The 19,440-nt window shown below is 27.5% G+C and carries 21 protein-coding genes; 18 read left to right on the plus strand and 3 right to left on the minus strand.

The window, feature by feature from the left end:
- Window positions 1-74 precede the first annotated feature (74 nt).
- Window positions 75-491, plus strand: a complete 417-nt coding sequence (locus J2S18_RS07425; RefSeq protein ID WP_307485222.1) for a DUF3785 family protein — start codon at window positions 75-77, stop codon at window positions 489-491.
- Between the two features lie 51 nt (window positions 492-542).
- On the opposite strand, the gene ytaF is transcribed toward J2S18_RS07425, so the two are convergent.
- Window positions 543-1,163 carry a sporulation membrane protein YtaF gene (gene ytaF / locus J2S18_RS07430; protein WP_307485225.1) on the minus strand — a complete coding sequence of 207 codons (621 nt, stop codon included), beginning with the start codon at window positions 1,161-1,163 and terminating at the stop codon, window positions 543-545.
- Between the two features lie 190 nt (window positions 1,164-1,353).
- On the opposite strand from ytaF, the gene J2S18_RS07435 reads away from it, so the two are divergent.
- From J2S18_RS07435 to J2S18_RS07455, 5 genes are all read left to right on the plus strand, one after another.
- Window positions 1,354-1,908, plus strand: coding sequence for a TVP38/TMEM64 family protein (locus tag J2S18_RS07435; protein ID WP_307485226.1), 555 nt, complete (start codon window positions 1,354-1,356; stop codon window positions 1,906-1,908).
- Between the two features lie 49 nt (window positions 1,909-1,957).
- Entirely contained in the window at window positions 1,958-2,773 is an 816-nt protein-coding gene (gene yidA, locus J2S18_RS07440; RefSeq protein WP_307485228.1) for a sugar-phosphatase, read from the plus strand.
- Window positions 2,774-3,042: 269 nt separating this feature from the next.
- Window positions 3,043-4,395: a sodium-dependent transporter gene (locus J2S18_RS07445; protein ID WP_307485231.1), complete on the plus strand. Its 1,353-nt coding sequence runs from the start codon at window positions 3,043-3,045 to the stop codon at window positions 4,393-4,395.
- A gap of 86 nt (window positions 4,396-4,481) precedes the next feature.
- Entirely contained in the window at window positions 4,482-5,186 is a 705-nt protein-coding gene (locus J2S18_RS07450) for a response regulator transcription factor (protein ID WP_307485233.1), read from the plus strand.
- Window positions 5,173-6,597, plus strand: a complete 1,425-nt coding sequence (locus J2S18_RS07455; RefSeq protein ID WP_307485622.1) for a sensor histidine kinase — start codon at window positions 5,173-5,175, stop codon at window positions 6,595-6,597. Before J2S18_RS07450 ends, J2S18_RS07455 begins: the two co-directional genes overlap by 14 nt.
- 30 nt (window positions 6,598-6,627) lie before the next feature.
- On the opposite strand, the gene J2S18_RS07460 is transcribed toward J2S18_RS07455, so the two are convergent.
- On the minus strand, window positions 6,628-7,269 hold the full coding sequence (locus J2S18_RS07460; protein WP_307485235.1) for an undecaprenyl diphosphate synthase family protein: 642 nt from the start codon (window positions 7,267-7,269) through the stop codon (window positions 6,628-6,630).
- 149 nt (window positions 7,270-7,418) lie between these two features.
- On the opposite strand from J2S18_RS07460, the gene J2S18_RS07465 reads away from it, so the two are divergent.
- The 12 genes from J2S18_RS07465 to J2S18_RS07520 all read left to right on the plus strand — a co-directional run bounded on the left by J2S18_RS07465 (window position 7,419) and on the right by J2S18_RS07520 (window position 19,187).
- The gene (locus tag J2S18_RS07465; RefSeq protein ID WP_307485237.1) at window positions 7,419-8,102 is read left to right on the plus strand and encodes a Crp/Fnr family transcriptional regulator; all 684 of its coding nucleotides are present in this window, start codon (window positions 7,419-7,421) and stop codon (window positions 8,100-8,102) included.
- 53 nt (window positions 8,103-8,155) lie between these two features.
- On the plus strand, window positions 8,156-8,929 hold the full coding sequence (locus J2S18_RS07470; RefSeq protein ID WP_307485239.1) for a formate/nitrite transporter family protein: 774 nt from the start codon (window positions 8,156-8,158) through the stop codon (window positions 8,927-8,929).
- 13 nt (window positions 8,930-8,942) lie between these two features.
- Window positions 8,943-9,962 (plus strand): anaerobic sulfite reductase subunit AsrA, encoded by a 1,020-nt coding sequence (gene asrA / locus J2S18_RS07475; protein WP_307485242.1) that lies wholly within the window; start codon window positions 8,943-8,945, stop codon window positions 9,960-9,962.
- Window positions 9,952-10,746: an anaerobic sulfite reductase subunit AsrB gene (gene asrB / locus J2S18_RS07480; protein ID WP_307485244.1), complete on the plus strand. Its 795-nt coding sequence runs from the start codon at window positions 9,952-9,954 to the stop codon at window positions 10,744-10,746. Before asrA ends, asrB begins: the two co-directional genes overlap by 11 nt.
- A gap of 15 nt (window positions 10,747-10,761) precedes the next feature.
- Window positions 10,762-11,736, plus strand: coding sequence for a sulfite reductase subunit C (gene asrC, locus J2S18_RS07485; protein WP_307485247.1), 975 nt, complete (start codon window positions 10,762-10,764; stop codon window positions 11,734-11,736).
- Window positions 11,737-11,974: 238 nt separating this feature from the next.
- Entirely contained in the window at window positions 11,975-13,174 is a 1,200-nt protein-coding gene (gene hemA, locus J2S18_RS07490; protein WP_307485249.1) for a glutamyl-tRNA reductase, read from the plus strand.
- A complete protein-coding gene (locus J2S18_RS07495; protein WP_307485251.1) occupies window positions 13,132-13,803 on the plus strand; it encodes an NAD(P)-dependent oxidoreductase in 672 nt (223 codons plus the stop codon). The genes hemA and J2S18_RS07495 overlap by 43 nt, the downstream gene beginning before the upstream one ends.
- Window positions 13,804-13,816: 13 nt before the next feature.
- A complete protein-coding gene (gene hemC, locus J2S18_RS07500) occupies window positions 13,817-14,707 on the plus strand; it encodes a hydroxymethylbilane synthase (protein WP_307485252.1) in 891 nt (296 codons plus the stop codon).
- Complete coding sequence (gene cobA / locus J2S18_RS07505) at window positions 14,700-16,169, plus strand: uroporphyrinogen-III C-methyltransferase (protein ID WP_307485254.1); 1,470 nt, start codon at window positions 14,700-14,702, stop codon at window positions 16,167-16,169. Before hemC ends, cobA begins: the two co-directional genes overlap by 8 nt.
- 8 nt (window positions 16,170-16,177) lie before the next feature.
- Window positions 16,178-17,140: a porphobilinogen synthase gene (gene hemB / locus J2S18_RS07510; protein WP_307485257.1), complete on the plus strand. Its 963-nt coding sequence runs from the start codon at window positions 16,178-16,180 to the stop codon at window positions 17,138-17,140.
- A 13-nt stretch (window positions 17,141-17,153) separates the two neighbouring features.
- The gene (hemL, locus tag J2S18_RS07515) at window positions 17,154-18,440 is read left to right on the plus strand and encodes a glutamate-1-semialdehyde 2,1-aminomutase (RefSeq protein ID WP_307485259.1); all 1,287 of its coding nucleotides are present in this window, start codon (window positions 17,154-17,156) and stop codon (window positions 18,438-18,440) included.
- A complete protein-coding gene (locus J2S18_RS07520; RefSeq protein ID WP_307485262.1) occupies window positions 18,441-19,187 on the plus strand; it encodes a sirohydrochlorin cobaltochelatase in 747 nt (248 codons plus the stop codon).
- Window positions 19,188-19,214: 27 nt separating this feature from the next.
- On the opposite strand, the gene J2S18_RS07525 is transcribed toward J2S18_RS07520, so the two are convergent.
- Entirely contained in the window at window positions 19,215-19,370 is a 156-nt protein-coding gene (locus tag J2S18_RS07525; RefSeq protein ID WP_307485263.1) for a hypothetical protein, read from the minus strand.
- Window positions 19,371-19,440 lie beyond the last annotated feature (70 nt).

The following is a 19,440-nucleotide window of genomic DNA, read 5'->3' on the forward strand; positions in this document are numbered from 1 at the left end:
ATAGGTACTGTGGTATAATTACATTATAAAGTTAAGCTTTACTTAGTTAAAGTTTTTAGAAAAGGAGATAATCAATGAACTATATTTTTAAATACGAAGATAAGGATTATGATTTAAATAAAGAAAACCTTATAGAAATAATTAATGATGAAGAAAATAAAGTAGAAGGCATAGACATAGATGAAGTTTTAAGGCTTTTAAATGAAGGAGATAATGTCTCCTTTGAAAAGGCATACTATGATACTCCTTGTGATGAATGTAATAGTAATTTTAAAGAAAAAAAGAGTATTAGTGAATACTTAGAGTATTATTTCTACATTTATAGTAAAGATGGAAATTATGTAATAAGTGATATTTCAAAGGAATATGAAAATTTAACTTTTAATAGATTAAAGTTAGAAGGTAAAGTAGATAATAGTTATATAGTTACAGTTATAGTTTGCACAAATTGCTCTAAATATTTAGTACAAATAGAAGAAGTTTTAGTATAAAAAGAAAGTTATCTTAATGAACTTTATTTAGTTCAAAAAGATAACTTTTTTTTAGAGTTTTAAAAAGGCAATTAGTAATAAACATATTCCAGAAATCCAAGATAAATTGTTATTAGAATTTGATGGTAAGAATTTTTCTCCTAAATAAGAGCCAATTTTAATGGAACATATTCCAAAAATAAAACAAAATAATATCATAAATAAAGAGTTTATATTAATAAAGCTAGCTCCAAATCCAACAGCAAGGCTATCAAGAGAAAGAGCCATAGCTAAATATATAGACTCTTTTAATGAGATATTTTTAGATTTATCAAAGTCTGCCTTAGTTTCATCTATATATACTTGAAAGGCAAGTTTAAAATCAAACAACTTAATAGTTAAAGGCTCTCTAAGTTTAGAAAATTTACTCATATATCTCTTAAAAAAACCCTCAAATAATTTATATACACCTAAAGATGTAAATATAAAAAAGCTTATATATTTAGGTAAGTAGTTAGGTAAAATACCTTCTAAATAATTTCCAAGTGTTAAAGACATTGTTAATATTAAGCAAGATACTATATTCATTACAATTATATATATATTAGGAATTTTTATTTTATTTGCACTGTAAGCAATACTTGCAACAAATGAATCTATTACAAGAGAAAAAACTAATATTAAAGCTTCCATAAAGTCACCTCAAAATCTTTGTTATATTATTTTATGACAAATATATACAAAGGTGATGGAGAGGGAAGCTTTTTTATTTATAAATAATTTATAACATTATATAAATATAATAATTCTAAATTATAATAAAATTTTAGTAGTTACATATTAGATTTTGTTTTATAATAAAGAAAAATGAAAGGGAAAAAATATGTTTAGTGTAGATTACGTAATAAACTTATTAAGTACTTATAGAGAGTTTGCAATAATTATAAGTATAATTTTAAGTGTTATCATTTCTATATTAGGGGTTGTACCTTCAGTTTTTGTAACTGGAGCAAATATACTTTTCTTTGGACCTATAGGTGGTTTTCTAATTTCTCTTTTTGGAGAAGTCTTTGGAGGTTGGATTACATTTAGATTATATAGAATAGGTTTTAAAAAGGGTTTTAATAATCTTACAAAAAAGCATAAGCTTTTAGAAAAGATAGCAAAAAGTAAGGGGAATGAGGCTGCATTTTTAATACTTCAAGGAAGAATTATTCCTTTTATACCTTCAGGTTTTGTAACATTAGCAGCAGCCCTTTGTGAAATAGATGACTTAAGATATAATTTAGCAACATTAGTTGGAAAAATTCCATCTATATTATTAGAAGTTTTAATTAGTTATGGAATTATATCTCAAGGAGAAAAGGCAATTGAAATTATACTTACTCTTTTAGGTATATATCTTATTTATAAAACTATTAGAAAAAATAAAGTATGATATAATTAATATACTTGAAATTTAACAATAAGGTTAGGAGAGAAATTAAATGTACAAATTAATAGCATTAGATATGGATGGTACTCTTTTAAATTCAGATAAGCAAATATCAGAAAAAAATAAAGAAGCATTAAAAAAAGCAAAAGAACTTGGGGTTTATGTTGTACTAGCCTCAGGAAGACCAATAGATGGACTATTAAAATATCTAGAAGAACTAGATCTTTTAGAAGAAGATGATTATGTACTTAGCTACAATGGATGCTTAGTACAAAAAACAAAAAATAAAGAGGTTGTTTGTAGTTCTACTATTAAGGGAAAAGATATAAAGTACTTAAAGAATATAGCAGATGATTTAAATTTAAATATACATGCATTTTCAAAAGAAAGAGGACTTATTACTCCTAAAAATAGTAAATATACTGCTTATGAAGCTCATCATAACAATATGGAAGTTCATATAAATGATTTTGTAAATATAGATGATAATGAAGAGATTATGAAAGCAATGATGATTGATGAACCTGAAATATTAGATGAAGGTATAAAAAAGATACCAAGTGAAGTATATGAAAAGTATAGTGTAGCAAAAAGTGCTCCATTCTTTTTGGAATTTTTCAACAAAAATGCAAGTAAAGGTGAAGGGGTAAAACTTCTAGCAGAATACTTAGGAATAAAGAAAGAAGAAATAATTGCAGCAGGAGATGAAATGAATGATTTTCCAATGATAGAATATGCAGGTCTTGGAGTTGCTATGGGAAATGCTTGCGATAAAATAAAAGAAGTTGCAAATTATATTACTGATACAAATGACAATGATGGAATAGCTGAAGTTGTAGAAAAATTTATAATTAAAGAAAGAATATAGTAATAAAATTTACTGATATAAGTTAAAAGATCCAGAGATTGGGTCTTTTTTTCTTTCCAAAATTGTAAAATAATATATTGTAAAAAAATGATATAAAATTATAACATTTGTCAAAAATTAATGGATTATTTTTGCTTTTTATTAATAAACTGGTTGAAAATTTTGAAAAAATGAATAAACCTTAAATAATAATATAAAAATATTGAAAATATAATAACTATGTGTATATAATCAATAAGTGATAAATTTAGAAAGATGGAGAGGATAGCGTGGAAGAAAATAGAGAGAAGTTCTCATCTGGATTAGCAATATTTTTTGCGACATTAAGTTCATGTGTGGGGTTAGGAAATATATGGATGTTTCCTTACGTTGTTGGAGAAAATGGTGGAGCTGCATTTATAATTATTTATTTAGCTTGCGTTTTAATAATAGGACTTCCAACACTTATTAGTGAATTTGCTTTAGGAAGAAGAACGAAAAAGAATATTTATGGAGCTGTATCAAATATAACAGATAAGAAGATATTTAGATTGATAGGAATAATAGCTATTACTGCTTCCTTCTGTATGTTATTCTTTTATACAGTAGTTACTGGTTGGGTATATTCATATGTATATAAAGCTTTAACAGGAGCTTTCAATGGAATTAATGCACAAGATGTTGCAACAATGTTTAATAATACAAGTGCAGCAGCAGTAAGTCCAATTTTATGGCAACTTTTAGCATTAGTTGTAGGTGGAATAATTCTTACAATGGGAGTTAAAAGTGGTATAGAAAAGTTAACTAAAACTTTAATGCCTGTTCTTATAGTATTACTTGCAATTTGTGCAATAAGAAGTTTAACATTACCAAATGCAATGGCTGGAGTAAACTTTTTATTTAAACCTGATTTTAGTAAAGTAACCTTTGCTGTATTTTTATCAGCATTAGGATTAGCATTCTTTAAATTATCAGTTGGTACTGGATCAATGGTTACATATAGTAGTTATTTTACAGATGATAATAATTTAGTAGCAACAGGAACTAAAGTTGCCCTTGCAGATACATTTGTTTCATTACTTGCAGGTACTGCAATATTTCCAGCAGTATTTTCTTTTAGTCAAACACCTGAAGGTGGACCAGGATTATTATTTAATACAGTACCTTTAATATTTTCAAAAATGCCTGGAGGATCAATACTTGCAGTAGTATTTTTCTTATTAACTGCTATGGCAGCAACTATGGCTATGATTTCTATAATGCAAGTTTTAATTGCAACATTTTCAGAGCAATTTAAATTAAATACAAAGGTTTCAATTATAATTACCATTGTAATTATAATGATATTTGGATCCCTTGCTGCATTATCAGCAAATCCAGAAGGTCCATTAGCACATGTAAGTATATTTGGATTAACATTCTTTAATTTCTTTGATACAGTAGTATCAAAAGTTTTATTACCTATTAATGGTTTCTTAGTAACAATACTTATGGGTCATGTAGTAAGTAATAAAATATATGTTTCTCAATTAACTAATGATGGAACTTTAAAAAATGAGGGGATTGTTAAGTTTATTACTTTCTTAGTAAGATATATTACACCAGCGTTAATATTAATAGTATTTGTTAAATCCTTCATTTAAAAGGAAAAAATATGATATAATGAAAAAGTCCAATGATATATTGGACTTTTTTGTTTATTTAAATTTTTTGAAAAGGGAGGATAAGTTTGAATTATAATATTTTATTATGCGATGATGAAAAAGAGATATTAAATGTTTTAGAGTTATATCTATCTAAAGAAGGCTATAATATATTTAAAGCTAAAGATGGAGTTGAAGCTTTAAAAATTTATAAAAATAATGAAATACATCTTGCTATAGTTGATATAATGATGCCAAATATAGATGGAATAAGAGTTGTAAAAGAATTTAGAGAAAATTCTAATATGCCTATAATTATGCTTTCAGCTAAAAGTAGTGATGAGGATAAAATATTAGGACTAAATATAGGGGCTGATGATTATATAGCAAAGCCATTTAATCCATTAGAGGTAGTTGCAAGAGTTAAGGCACAGTTAAGAAGAGTATATAAATTAACTGATGGAGACAAGGAAGAAAAAGAAATTATTAAAATTGGTGAAGTTGAATTAGATAGATATAATGTAAAGGTACATTTTAAAAATAAGGAGCTTGAACTTACTTCAATAGAATATAAGATATTAAAGTATCTAATGGAGAATGCAGGAAGAATATTAACTAAAAATCAAATATTTGAAGAAGTTTGGAATGAAGTATTTTTAGGTGGAGATAATACAATAATGGTACATATAAGTAGACTTAGAGAAAAATTAGAGGATAATTCTAGGAATCCTAAGTATTTAAAAACAGTAAGAGGACTAGGATATAAGTTTGAAAAAAATGTGGAGATTTAGAAAAAAGAAAAAAAGAGATAAACTTTTAGTAACTGTTTTTAAAAGATATATAAGTTTTGTATTAATTATTGGATGTATTTATTTATTATCTTATATATATTTAGGAATAGGTTTAACTAAAGTTATAGATAAAAATAGTATACCTGTTATAGATATAATAAATGGTAAGTACATAGATTATAATAAAATTAATGTAAATGAATTAAAGAAATTAAATGGTGAAATTGAAATTTTAGATACTTCAGGTAACGTAAAAAAGAGAATTGGAAATATATCAACTAAAAAGGAACATTATACTGAAAAGGAACTTTTAAATCTTGCTAGTAGGAAAGAGTGGAGAAATTATCAAGTATTCCTAAATAGTGTTAAAGATAAAAATGGAAAAGAATATATATACATATTAAGACTTCCAAAGGAGAAATTTATCTTTAATGTAAAGTTACTTCAAATGCCCTTTAGTGTAGGCAAGCCATTTTATAAAGAATATGGAAAAGTATTTTTAGTTGCTATTGGATTAGCTTTATTTTGCGTAATTTTATATAGTACATGGACTGCAAGAAAAATAAGTAGACCTTTAAAAAAGATTGACAATACTCTTTTAGATATTATAAATGGTAATTATGATGAAACATTAAATTTAAAGGGTGAAGAGGAGTTTGAAGTTGTAAAGGAGACCTTAAATTTTCTAATAACAAAGCTTAAAAAAAGTGAAGAAGAAAATAAAAGGTTAGAGGAGAGCAAAAATAAGCTTATGCTTGACTTGGCTCATGATATAAAAACTCCAATGACAACTATAAAAAGTTATTCTATGGCTCTTTATGAAGATATGATTGATGATGAGGATAAAAGAAAAGAATATTATAAAACTTTATATAAAAAATCAGAAAGAGTTAGTGAACTTATAGAAGAATTATTTGAATTAGTTAAGCTTGATAATCCTAAATCAAAGATAAATTTATCAAAGGTAGATATAACAGAGGAACTTAGAATCACTGTTTTAGAATTTTATGAAGAGATAGAAAAAGAAGGGTTAGAGCTTATAATAGATATACCAGAAGGACCAATATTTTTGGATTTAGATATGAAACTTATAAGAAGAGGAATAAGTAATATATTAGAAAATTCTCTTAAATATAATAAAGATGCAACATATATAAAGGTAGAATTATTTAAAAGGGCAAATTACGTTGAAATTATAATTGGAGATAATGGAGTAGGAATTCCAGATGAAATTAAAGAAATAGTTTTTGATGAATTTGTAAGAGGAGATAAAAGTCGAGGAACTAATGGAGGAACAGGGCTTGGTCTTGCAATAGCAAAAAAAGGAATAGAAAAACATAATGGAGAAATTAGACTTTTAAATACAATTAAAGGTGCCGTTTTTAAGATTACATTAAATAGCAATGAATAATTCATTGCTATTTAATTTTTTTTTGTATTATTATCCACCAAGGGTAATGTCTTGCTTGTTATACCAGTTTAAAGCTTCAGTTAGATGAGTTTCTTTAAAGTCAGGCCAAAGGGAATCTATTATATAAAAATCAGAATATACAGATTGAGCTGGTAGAAAACCACTTAGTCTTCTTCGTCCTCCCCATCTAATTATTAAATCTATACGAGAAATATCATGGGATTTAATTGAATTTAAAATATTTTTATTTGAATTATTACTTCCTTTTAGGAAAGAAAGATCCCATTCCCAACAATAGTTAATAAGAAAATTAACTTTTATCCCTCCATTACCAAATTTTTTACGAGTTGTGTAGGGCAATAATTCTTTCGGAAAACTTTTAGAATTAGTATTACCAATAACTAAAATTTCAGCATCCTCCTTTGCAATAATTTGTACAGATTCTATACAGGCTTTAGTAAAGGCTTCTTTTTGAATTGATGGTCTTTTTGTATTATCTTTAGTAAATCCATAAAAGGTTATTTCATTAATTCCTAATTTTTGGCACTGTTTAAATAATATAAGTCCAGGAAGTATGCCAAAGGAATATCCTTTATCTTTAGTTAAACCTGTGGATAGAGCATATCTTCTATTTCCATCAGGAATTATTCCAATATGATTTGGAAGTCTCATACTTTTTTCCTCCTAAAAATTTAATTATTATTAGTGTTTGCATTGTAAAAAAAATTATCCTACGACAAATTGTAAAAAGGAGTTGAAATAAAGATATAATGTAAAGTATAGTATATTAATAAGAAATGGATGTGTGTAAGGTGGGTACTATGATAAATTTAAATGAATTAAAAAAGTGTAAGTCTCTTCAAGGATTATCAGATAAAACTTTAGAGGAATTATCTTTAATAGGAGAAAAAACACATTTTAAAAAAGGAGAGCATGTATTTAGAGATAAAGATTTAATTGAAAGCATTTATATTGTTTTTAGTGGTAAAGCATCTTTATATAAATTAAATGAAGCAGCTCATAAAAAAATTATATTTATTTTAGGTGAAGGTAACATACTTAACGAAGTGATTTTAGATGAAAAAAAGGCATCTATAAGCTGTGAAATGTTTGACGATGGAGAAATCTTTGTTTTTAATAGAAAGAAATTTATTAACATTATGAGTAAAGACTTTGAACTAACTAAAAGAGTAATGGATTCCCTTTCTTTAAAGGTAAGAAGATTGTATAGACAAATGAAAAATTCCACTCCATTAAAAATAGATAAAAGACTTGCAGCTAAGCTATGGAAACTATCTAAAGATTATGGGGTAGAAAGTGGTACTGAAACTATAATAAATTTAAATATAAGCATAACATATCTTTCAGATATGTTTGGAATGCCAAGAGAAACAATTTCAAGGGCACTTAAAATTTTAGAAAAGGAAGGGTTAATAAGAAGGGAAAAGAAAAAATTCATTATAAAAGATAGGGATAAACTATCAAATTATTTCAAAAGTTTGTGATAATTATCACAGATATAAAAAGTGAAAGGGAATATAATAAGGAGGAATTTAAAATGTATGGAGAAGATTTTAGTAAGTTATTAGCATTATCAAAAAAGAAATTAAACTTTTTAAATAATAATAAAAAGGGATATTTAATAAGTGCTGTACTTGCAGGTCTTTTTGTGGGATTTGGAATAATGCTCGCTTTTACAGTGGGTGGAACATTAAATGAGGTTCAATCACCATTTACTAAAGTAGTTATGGGACTATCATTTTCAGTTGCATTATCATTAATTATTTTTGCAGGGGCTGAGCTCTTTACAGGAAATAATTTAGTTATGGCTTCAGGCTATTTAGGGGAAGAAGTTAAAATCAAAGGTGTTTTAATAGTATGGATTATAAGTTATTTAGGAAATTTTCTTGGATCGATTTTAGCAGCTTTTCTTTATTATGCATCTGGACTTTGGAGAGGAACTTCAGGAGAATATATAGCAACTACTGCTATGTCAAAAATTAATGTTTTACCTAATGAATTATTTATAAGGGGAATTCTTTGTAACACCTTAGTATGTTTAGCAGTTTGGTGTTCCTATAGAATGAAAGAAGAGTCTGGAAAAATATTATTAATGTCACTTTGTATATATGTGTTTGTAGCTGTTGGTTTTGAACATAGCATTGCTAATATGACATTATTAATAATAGGATATCTTGTTCCTTATGGTAATGTTACTTTAGTTGGAATTTTGTACAACCTATTTATAGTAACATTAGGAAATATTGTAGGAGGAGTATGTTTTGTTGCAATCCCATATTATATGATTTCAAGAATTAAAAAAGCTCATTAGGAAGGAGTTTATTATGGGATTTAAAATTAGAACTAAAGATGTGGATAGTGTTTTTGAAAAAATATCAAATAGCTACAAAGTAGTAGCTCCAGTTTTGGTAAAAGGTATAGGAAGATCCTCAGAAACAGATATAGTAAGATACGAGGAAGTTAAAAAATTAGAGGAAATAGAATTTGATAAAAAGTCAGATTACTCATACAAGGAAGCTATACTTCCTATTACTCAAACATTATTTTTCTTTACTGAAGATGAATACACAGAACCAAAAACTTCAGAAAAGCCTCAAATAATATTTGTAAGAAGTTGTGATTTGCACGGAGTAAGAAGAGTTGATGATATATATTTAAGAAATGGCTTTGAGGACCCTTATTACAAAAAGATAAGAGAAAATGTAAAGTTTATTCTTATTGGCTGTGAAAAAAGTTTTGATAACTGTTTCTGCGTAAATATGGGAAGTAATAAGTCAGATAATTATGATGCTTACTTAAAAATTGAAGATGGTTATGTTTACTTAGACATTAAGGATGAAGAATTAAAGGAATACTTTAATGAAGCTCCAAAAATGGAAATGGAAGTTAAACCAGATTATGTTACAGAAAATAAAGTTAAAGTTAATATACCAAATAACTTAAGTCTAGATATTATAGATTCTAAAATGTGGGATGAATACTCAGAAAGATGTATAGCTTGTGGAAGATGTACATTTGTTTGTCCAACTTGTACTTGTAATTCAATGCAAGATATCTACTACAGTGATAATGAAAATGTAGGAGAGAGAAGAAGAGTTTGGGCTTCATGTCAAGTTCCAGAATATACAACAATGGCAGGTGGTCATGAATTTAGAAAACCTAATGGTCAAAAGATGAGATTTAAAATCATGCATAAGGTTTATGACTATAAGAAAAGATTTGGATATCATATGTGCGTTGGCTGTGGAAGATGCGATGATATATGTCCAGAATATATAAGTGTGCCAGGATGTATAAATAAATTACAAGATGCAATGGATGAGGTGACTACAAATGACAAATAATGATTATATACCATTTTCTTCAAAGATATTAGAAGTAATTGAACATACAGATATAGAATATACATTTAGAATGGAATTTAAAGGTGATGTAAAACCTGGACAATTTTTTGAAGTTTCAATACCAAGATATGGTGAAGCACCAATTTCCGTAAGTGGTATTGGAGAAAACTTTGTTGACTTAACTATAAGAAGAGTTGGTAAAGTTACTAATGAAATATTCAAAAATTATGTTGGAGATAAATTATTTATGAGAGGACCATATGGAAATGGTTTTGACTTAGATATTTATAAAGGTAAAGAACTAGTAGTTGTTGCTGGAGGAACAGGTTTATCACCAGTTAGAGGCGTTGTAGATTACTTTGCAGAAAATACTTCTGAAAATAAGGGAACAACTTTAATTACAGGATTTAAAAGCCCTAAAGATATGCTTTTTAAAGAAGATTTAAAAAAGTGGGATGAAAAAATAAATTTAATAGTTACAGTTGATTCAGCAGAAGAAGGATACAAAGGGCATACAGGACTTGTAACTAAATTTATTCCTGAACTTGAAATTAAAGATAAAGAAAATGTTCAAATAATAGTTGTAGGACCACCTATGATGATGAAGTTTACTGTTATGGAATTTTTAAAACTTGGAATAAAAGAAGAAAACATATGGATTTCACAAGAAAGAAAAATGTGCTGTGGACTTGGAAAGTGCGGTCACTGCAAGATTGATGACACATATATATGTTTAGATGGACCAGTTTTCAATTATACAAAAGGTAAACTTTTAAGGGATTAGGAGGGGAAAACTTATATGGATATAAATACAAAAAAACTTAAGAAAAATGCATTTAGAGTAACTAAAAGAAGAGGATATACTGCTTCAAGAGTAAGAGTTCCAGGTGGACGTTTAGATGCTAAATATTTAGTGATGATTCAAGAAATCGCAAATAAATATGGAAGTGGAATAGTTAATATTACAACTAGACAAGGATTTGAAATTCCAGATATAAAAATGGAAGATATAGATAATGTTAATAAAATGCTTCAACCAATAATTGAAGGTCTTGGTATAAATCAAGAAGTTCCTGGAAAAGGATATACAGCAGCAGGAACAAGAAATGTTACATCATGTGTTGGAAATAATTTTTGTCCATTTGCAAACTATAACACAACTAATTTTGCAAAAAAAATAGAAGATGCTATTTTCCCAAATGATCTTCATTTTAAAATTGCCCTTACAGGATGTCCAAATGATTGTGCAAAGGTAAGAATGCATGATTTCGGAATAATGGGTATGACAGAGCCACATTATGATTCATACAGATGTGTAAGCTGTCAGGCTTGTGTTAAAGCTTGTAAGAAAAAAGCAACTGGAGCATTAACTTTTGAAAACTATAAAGTAAAAAGAGATGCAAGTAAGTGTATAGGATGTGGAGAATGTGTAATGGCATGTCCTACAAGAGCTTGGACTAGAAGTGATAAAAAATATTATAGACTTACACTTATGGGAAGAACAGGTAAGAAAAATCCAAGACTTGGAGAAGATTTCTTAATATGGGCTGATGAAGAGAGCATAATAAAAATTATATTAAATACTTATAAGTATGTTGCAGAATATATTGATAAAAATGCACCAGGTGGAAAAGAACACATTGGATATATTATAGATAGAACAGGTTTTATGGAATGGAAAAAATGGGCCTTAGAAGGAGTAGAACTTTCAGATAAAGTTATTGTAAAAGATAATATTTATTGGGGAAACGGAATAAAGTATCCAAATATCTAGATAGTTTAAAATTTAACATAGTTAATAACTTATATAAAATATAATATAATATTATTTGAATATCACTAGAATTTGATTTACAATTTAAGTTGAAAGTCGATAATTCTAGTGATATTTTTTATTATATAAAAAATAATAGAAGATAAATAGGAATAGTTGTATAATAATGAAATGTAGTTTTGTGTAGGTAAATAAAAATTTACAATTTTTTTATATAAATTTTTAATGGAGTGAGAGTATGATATCAGTTTTAGGAATACAAAAAAATATTCCGTTGCAAATAAGAGAAAAATTCTCTATAAAGCAAAAGGTAAAAGAAAAGGCCATGAAGGAACTTAAAAATAGCTTAGATGAAATAGTTATTTTAAATACTTGTAATAGAACAGAAATTTATTTTAAGCATTCTTTAAAGGAAGAAGAAGCATTAAAAAAAATTTTTGAAGTTTTAGAATGGGACGAAAATTTAAGAGAATATATTTTTTATATAACAGGAGATAGTGCTGCAAAGCACTTATTTAAGGTTATCTGTGGGTTTCATTCAAAAATATTAGGAGAAGATCAAATTTTAGGTCAGGTTAAAGATGCATATATGGAAGCACTTGAATTTGGAACAGTTAATTTAGAACTTCAAAGATTATTTCAAGAAGCAATAACTTGTGGCAAGAAGTTTAGAAATGAAGCTAAACTTTATGAAATACCTGTATCATCAGCTTCAATAGCAGTTAATAAAGGAATCAGTAATGAATGTAAAAGCTTCATGGTACTTGGACATGGAGAAGTTGGAAAACTTGTAGTTAAGCATTTATTATCACATAATACTGAAGAAATAATTATTGCTGTTAGGAATAAAGAATCTTTAAATTATGAAGAATATGAGAATATTAAGATTATTGGCTTTAATGAAAGAGAAGAATACATTAATAAGGTAGACTCAATAATATCTTGTACATCAGCACCTCATACTGTAATTACTAAAAATGAAATTAGGGAAGATGGGAAAGAATTATTAATTTTTGATTTAGCTCTTCCAAGGGATGTTAGTGAGGAAGTTAAAGATATTGATAGAGTTTCTGTTTATAATATAGATGAAATTAGTAAGGTAGATGATGAAAATAAAGACCTTAGAAAAGACAGAATGTATGAATATTATTATTTAATAGATGAATATTTGGATAGTTACAACAAGTGGAGAAGTCTTAGGGAAGTTACTCCTTATATAAGAGACTTTAAAAAACATGGAGACGAAATATATAAAAAAAGATACGATACTTTTAAAAATAAAGAAGGTAAAGAAGATAAGCTTGTAAAAATGCTTATGAAAAGTACTTCAGATGCTTATGTAAATAGAGCCATAGAAACTTTAAAAGAGGAAACTATAAGAGGATGTGGAAAAGAGTGTATGAGAATTCTAGAAAAGATATTCATAGAGAAGAATTAGATTACATTATGCTTTCTCTTTTTTCAAAAAAAATAAATGTTTTAATAATAGGTGGAGGAAATGCAGCTTTTATAAAGGCTAAAACCTTCTTAAATAATGGTTGTAATGTATATATAGTAGCTAAAGAAATAAAAGAAGATTTTTTTAGCTTAGAGTATAAAAATTTAAATTTAATAGAAGGTGAATATGATAAAAGTTTTTTAACAAAAAAACATATTGTTGTTATTGCTATTGATGATGATAGAATTATAAGTGAGATAACTTATGATTGTGAAGCCTTAGATAAATTATATATAAATTGTAAAAGGCCAAAGGAGGGAGTATGCATCCTTCCAATGAATATAAAAACCAATGAAACAACAATAGGAATTAATACCTTAAGAGGAAATCCAAAGGCTTCAAGAATGATGGGAAATTATATTTTAAATGAAGCTAAACATTGGGATAATTTTATAAAAGTAACATCTATTATAAGAAACAATGTAAAAGATATTAAAGAAAAAAAGAAGGAAGTATTAGATTTTATAATAAGTGATGATTTTAAATACTTTGTAAGTAAGGGAAAGGAAGAGCTTACCTTAAAACTATTTTATGAAGAAAATTTAGTTAATAAATTATTTAAGGATTAAGCAAGGTGAAATAATGAAATTTATTGTAGCAACAAGAAAATCTAAACTAGCTCAAGTTCAAGCAGAGAGAGTTATGGAACTTTTAAAAGAAAAAAATATAGAGTCTGAAAAACTTTTAGTTGTAACAGAAGGTGATAGAAGACTTGATATAACTTTAAGTAAAATTGGTGGAAAAGGACTATTTGTTAAAGAAATTGAACAAAAAATGCTAGATGGAGAGGCTGATCTTGCTGTTCATAGTATGAAGGATGTTCCTCATGAATTATTAGAGGAATTTGAACTTGTATGTACTCCTGAAAGAGAAGATATTAGAGATGTATTTATATCAGCTAATAATGTTCCTTTTAAGGATTTAAAAGAAGGTGCTGTTATTGGAACTAGCAGCATGAGAAGAGTAGCTATGCTTAAAGAAATTAGAAGTGATTTAAAAATAGTTCCAATTAGAGGAAATGTTCAAACTAGACTTAAAAAGATGAAAGAAGAAAATATGGACGGAATAATACTTGCAGCAGCTGGTCTTAAAAGATTAAAGATGGAAGATATAATAACTGATTATTTTGATCCAAAGGTCTTTCTTCCAGCAGTAGGTCAAGGTGCATTAGGAATAGAATGTTTAAAATCTTTTAGACATAAAGATATTTTAGAATCCCTTAATGATGAAAGAACAAAAATAGAAGTATTAGGGGAAAGAAGCTTTATGAAAGCTTTAGGTGGAGATTGTCATAGTATGATAGGAGTTTATTCTGAAATAAAGGATGATGATATCTATATGATAGGAACATTTTTAGTTGATGGAAAAGTAGTAAGAAAAGATATAGTTGGAAGTAAGTATGATAGTGAAGAGTTAGGAAGAAGATTAGCATATAAAATACTAGGGAAAAGTCTAGGAGGTAAAAATGAGTAAGGCATATATTATTGGAACAGGTCCTGGAGATGAGGAACTTTTAACACTTAAGGGAAAGAGAGTTTTAGGAGAATGTACAGCAGTACTTTATGATAGATTAGTATCAAATAATATATTAAATCATTTAAATGATGATTGTGAAATATATTATTGTGGAAAGGAACCAGGTGCTCATTACAAAACACAAGAAGAAATAAATGAAATGATTGTGTCTTTGGCAAAGAAGGGTCATATAGTTGGTAGAATAAAGGGTGGAGACCCTTATGTATTTGGAAGAGGTGGAGAGGAAGTATTAGCTCTTAAAGAAGCAGGAATAGAATTTGAAGTAATTCCTGGAGTAACTTCTCCAATTGCCGTTTTAAATTATGCAGGAATTCCTATAACTCATAGAGGAATAGCACAAAGTTTTCATATAGTTACTGGAATGTCAGCTAAAAATTTAAATGTAAACTTTAAAGCTTTAGCTGAAGAAAATGGAACATTAGTATTTATGATGAGCCTTTCAAATATAGATTTTATTGCAAGTGAACTTATTAAGTATGGAAAAGATAAAGATACAAAAGCCGCTGTAGTAATGAGAGGAACTTCATCAAAGCAAAAAAAGGTTATTGGAACTTTAGAAAATATTTCTAAGAAGGCAAAGGAAGCAAAGCTTAAATCTCCTTGTATAATAGTTGTTGGAGATGTTGTTTCATTAGAAAATGAACTATCATGGTATGAAAAGAAGCCTTTATTTGGGAAAAATATATGTGTAACACGTTCAAGATCCCAATCAGAAAATTTAAAAATAAAGTTAAAAGATTTAGGTGCTGAAGTTACTGAAATAAATTCAATTGCTATAAAAGATACTAGTAGTAATTTAGATAATTATAAAAATAATATTGAAGAGTATGATCATATTCTTTTTACATCAGTAAATGGAGTTAATGTATTTTTTGATTATTTAATTAGAGAAAAGATTGATGTAAGAAGAATAAAAGGAAAGTGTTCAGTAGTTGGAAAGGCAACTAGAAAGGCTCTAGAAAGTAGAGGCTTTATTCCATTTAAAACAGCAAAGGAATTTTTAGGAGAAGGTCTTTTAAAAGAAATAGCACCTTATGTTAAAAAAGAAGAAAAAGTTCTTATATTATCATCATCAAAAGGCAGAAACCTTTTAAATGATGAACTTTCAAAACTTGGAGCAGAAGTTACAAGAGTTAACATATATGATGTTGTAGTAGGAAATGTAAAAAATGAAAAAGTATTTGATGAGGTAGATGCAGTATTATTTACATCCCCATCAACTTTTGAAAATATGAAGGAAATAGTTGGACTTGATAAAATAAAAGAAAAAATTTGCATTGCAATTGGGCCTATAACTAATAAGGCATTAGAAAAGGACGGAATAAATGCTTTTGTTTGCAAAGAACATTCAGAAGATGGCTTTTTAAAAGAGATAGAAAATATGTTGAAGGAAGTGTAATAAACAAAATGAGAAGAGGAAGAAGATTAAGAACAGATGAAAATGTTAGGAGTTTAGTTAGAGAAACTATATTAAACCCAGAAGATTTTATTTTCCCAATATTTGTTGTTGAAGGAGAAGGTATAAAGCATGAAATTGAATCATTAGCAGGAATATATCATTATTCAGTTGATATGCTAGATGAAGTAATCAAAGAAACTGTAGACCTTGGAATTAAAGGTGTAATGTTATTTGGAATACCAAATCATAAGGATTGCTGCGGTAGTGAAGCTTATGCAGAAAATGGAATAGTTCAAAAGGCTGTAAGAAGAATAAGAGAATTAACTGATGATCTTTTAGTTGTTACTGATGTTTGTATGTGTGAATATACAGATCATGGACATTGTGGAATTATTCATGATGGAGATGTTGATAATGATGAAACATTAGATTATTTATGTAAGATAGCAGTATCTCATGCAAAGGCAGGTTCTCAAATGATAGCACCATCAGATATGATGGATGGAAGAGTATATAGAATAAGAGAAGCTTTAGATGAAGCTGGATTTAAAAATGTGCCAATAATGAGTTATTCAGCAAAATATTGTTCAGCATTTTATGGACCATTTAGAGCAGCAGCAAATTCAGCACCATCCTTTGGTAATAGAAAAACATATCAAATGGATCCTGCAAATAGAAGGGAAGCTTTAAAGGAAGTTTTATATGATATTGAAGAAGGTGCAGATATTGTTATGGTTAAACCTGCTCTTTCATATTTAGATATAATAAGAGAAGTTAGAAATTCAGTAAATACTCCTGTATGTGCTTATAATGTAAGTGGAGAATATGCAATGGTTAAGGCTGCTGGCAAAATGGGATTAATTGATGAAGATAGAATAATTTTAGAAAGTTTAACATCAATGAAAAGAGCAGGAGCAGATATAATAATTACTTATCATGCATTAGAAGCTGCAAAGCTTTTAAGAAAATAGGAGGAAGTTTATTATGAATAATAAAGAAATATTTGAAGAATCAAAAAAATATATGCCAGGTGGAGTTAATAGTCCTGTAAGATCATTTCAAAGTGTTGGAATAAATCCTCCAATAATAAAAGAAGGAAATGGCGTAATAATAAAAGATGAAGAAGGAAATGAATATATAGATTTTGTTTTAGCTTGGGGTCCATTAATACTTGGACACTGCGATAAAGATGTAGTTAAAGCTATAAAGGATGAGGCAGAAATTGCATTAGCTTTTGGAGCACCAACTAAACTTGAACTTGATTTAAGTAAATTTATGTGTGAAAACTTAGAAACTGTAGATATGATAAGAATGGTTAACTCAGGTACAGAAGCTACAATGAGTGCTATAAAACTTGCTAGAGGATATACTAAAAAAGATAAAATAGTTAAGTTTGCAGGATGCTATCATGGACATTTTGATGGATTTTTAGTTGAAGCTGGTTCTGGAGTTTTAACAGAAGGAATAGCAGGTTCTCTTGGAGTTCCAGAAGATAGCATAAAAAATACTTTAATTGGAATATATAATGATGAAAAAAGTATGGAAGAGTTATTTGAAAAGTATGGAGATGATATTGCCTGCGTAATAATAGAACCAGTTGCAGGAAATATGGGAGTTATAAAGGCAAAGGATAGCTTTATAAAAACTCTTAGAAGATTATGTGATGAACATGGAGCACTTTTAATTTTTGATGAGGTTATGAGTGGATTTAGAGCTGCCTTTAAAGGAGCACAAAGTTTATTTAATGAAAAGCCAGACCTTGTAACTTATGCTAAGATTATGGGCGGTGGACTTCCATGTGGTGCATACGGTGGAAGAAAAGAAATTATGGAAGAACTTTCTCCACTTGGAGGAGTATATCAAGCAGGAACAATGTCAGGAAATCCAATTGTAATGGCAGCTGGACTTGCAACATTAAAGAAATTAAAGAGTGATTTATCTGTATATGATCATATAGAAACTTTAGGAAAGAAGTTTGAAGAAGGAATAGAAGAAATTTCAAAGAAATATGGAATTGGAACAGTTGTAAATAGAGTAGGTGGAATGATGACTTTATTCTTTACAGATGATTCTAAAATTGAGTCTTATGCAGATGTTAAAAAATGTGATGTAGAAAGATTTAAAAGATACTTCCTTCATATGTTAAAGGCAGGATTTAATATAGCACCATCACAATTTGAAGCTGTATTTTTATCAACTAAGCATACAGAAGAACATATTGATAAGTTCTTAGAAGCTTTCGAAGGATTTGCAAAGAAGGAAACAAAGTAAATGAATAATAAGGCTATTGTTATAGTAGCTTTTGGAACTGGAAAGGAAGAAGATTTTAACAAATATCTTCTTCCCTTTAAAAAGGATGCCAAAGATAAATATGGTGAAGATTTTGATATATTTATTTCATTAACTAGTGAGAAGATGATAGAAAAATTAAATTTAGGCATAAATAACTATGAAGATACCTTAAAAAAATTAAGTTCTTTAAAATACGAAGAAGTTTATGTTGAAGCACTATATTTTTCAAGGGGAAAAGAATATTCAAAAATTGAATCAATAACAGAAAAGTATAAAGATTTTTTCAAAAGAATTAAAGTAACAAAACCTGTTTTTGAAGAAAATGAAGATTTAATAGATGAGTACTTTAAAAGTTATAATAATATAATTTTTATATGTCATGGAATTCATGGTTCAAAAAAATCTATAGAAGAAGATTATATTAAAAAAGCAATGCAAAAAAATAGTAAGGAACAAAACTATGTTGCTTTAATAAATAAAAAAGATAATTATAAAAATCTTGTAAAAACTATTAAAGGAGATAAGATTCCTAAGGTAACTATAATACCTATTCTTATTACTAAGGGATATCATTTTAATAATGATGTAATTTCAGATAGTAGTGATAGTTTAACTTATTTATTAAAGGAAGAAGGTATTACTGTAGAAATAGTTGATAAAGTATTAGCAGAAAATAATTTTTTTAGAAAATTGATACTTGAAGATTTAAATAAAATAATTAATTAAAAGAAGTGGTTTTAATACCACTTCTTTTTATATATCATCCACATCTGTTTCTTCTCCATAAAGTACAGTTCCTTCAGAGGAAAAACTGTCATAAGGGTTCTTTTCTATAAATGTACCATCATTAGGTTCTTTGGAAACTTTATATTTAGAATTTTCTTTATTAAAGTTTTTAGATTTTTTCATAATGTTACCTCCTTATAATACTTATTATTTTACTCATATAATATTTAGTTATTCATTTATAAATTTTGTT

This window comes from Eubacterium multiforme (assembly GCF_030813415.1).
Lineage (GTDB): Bacteria > Bacillota > Clostridia > Clostridiales > Clostridiaceae > Clostridium > Clostridium multiforme.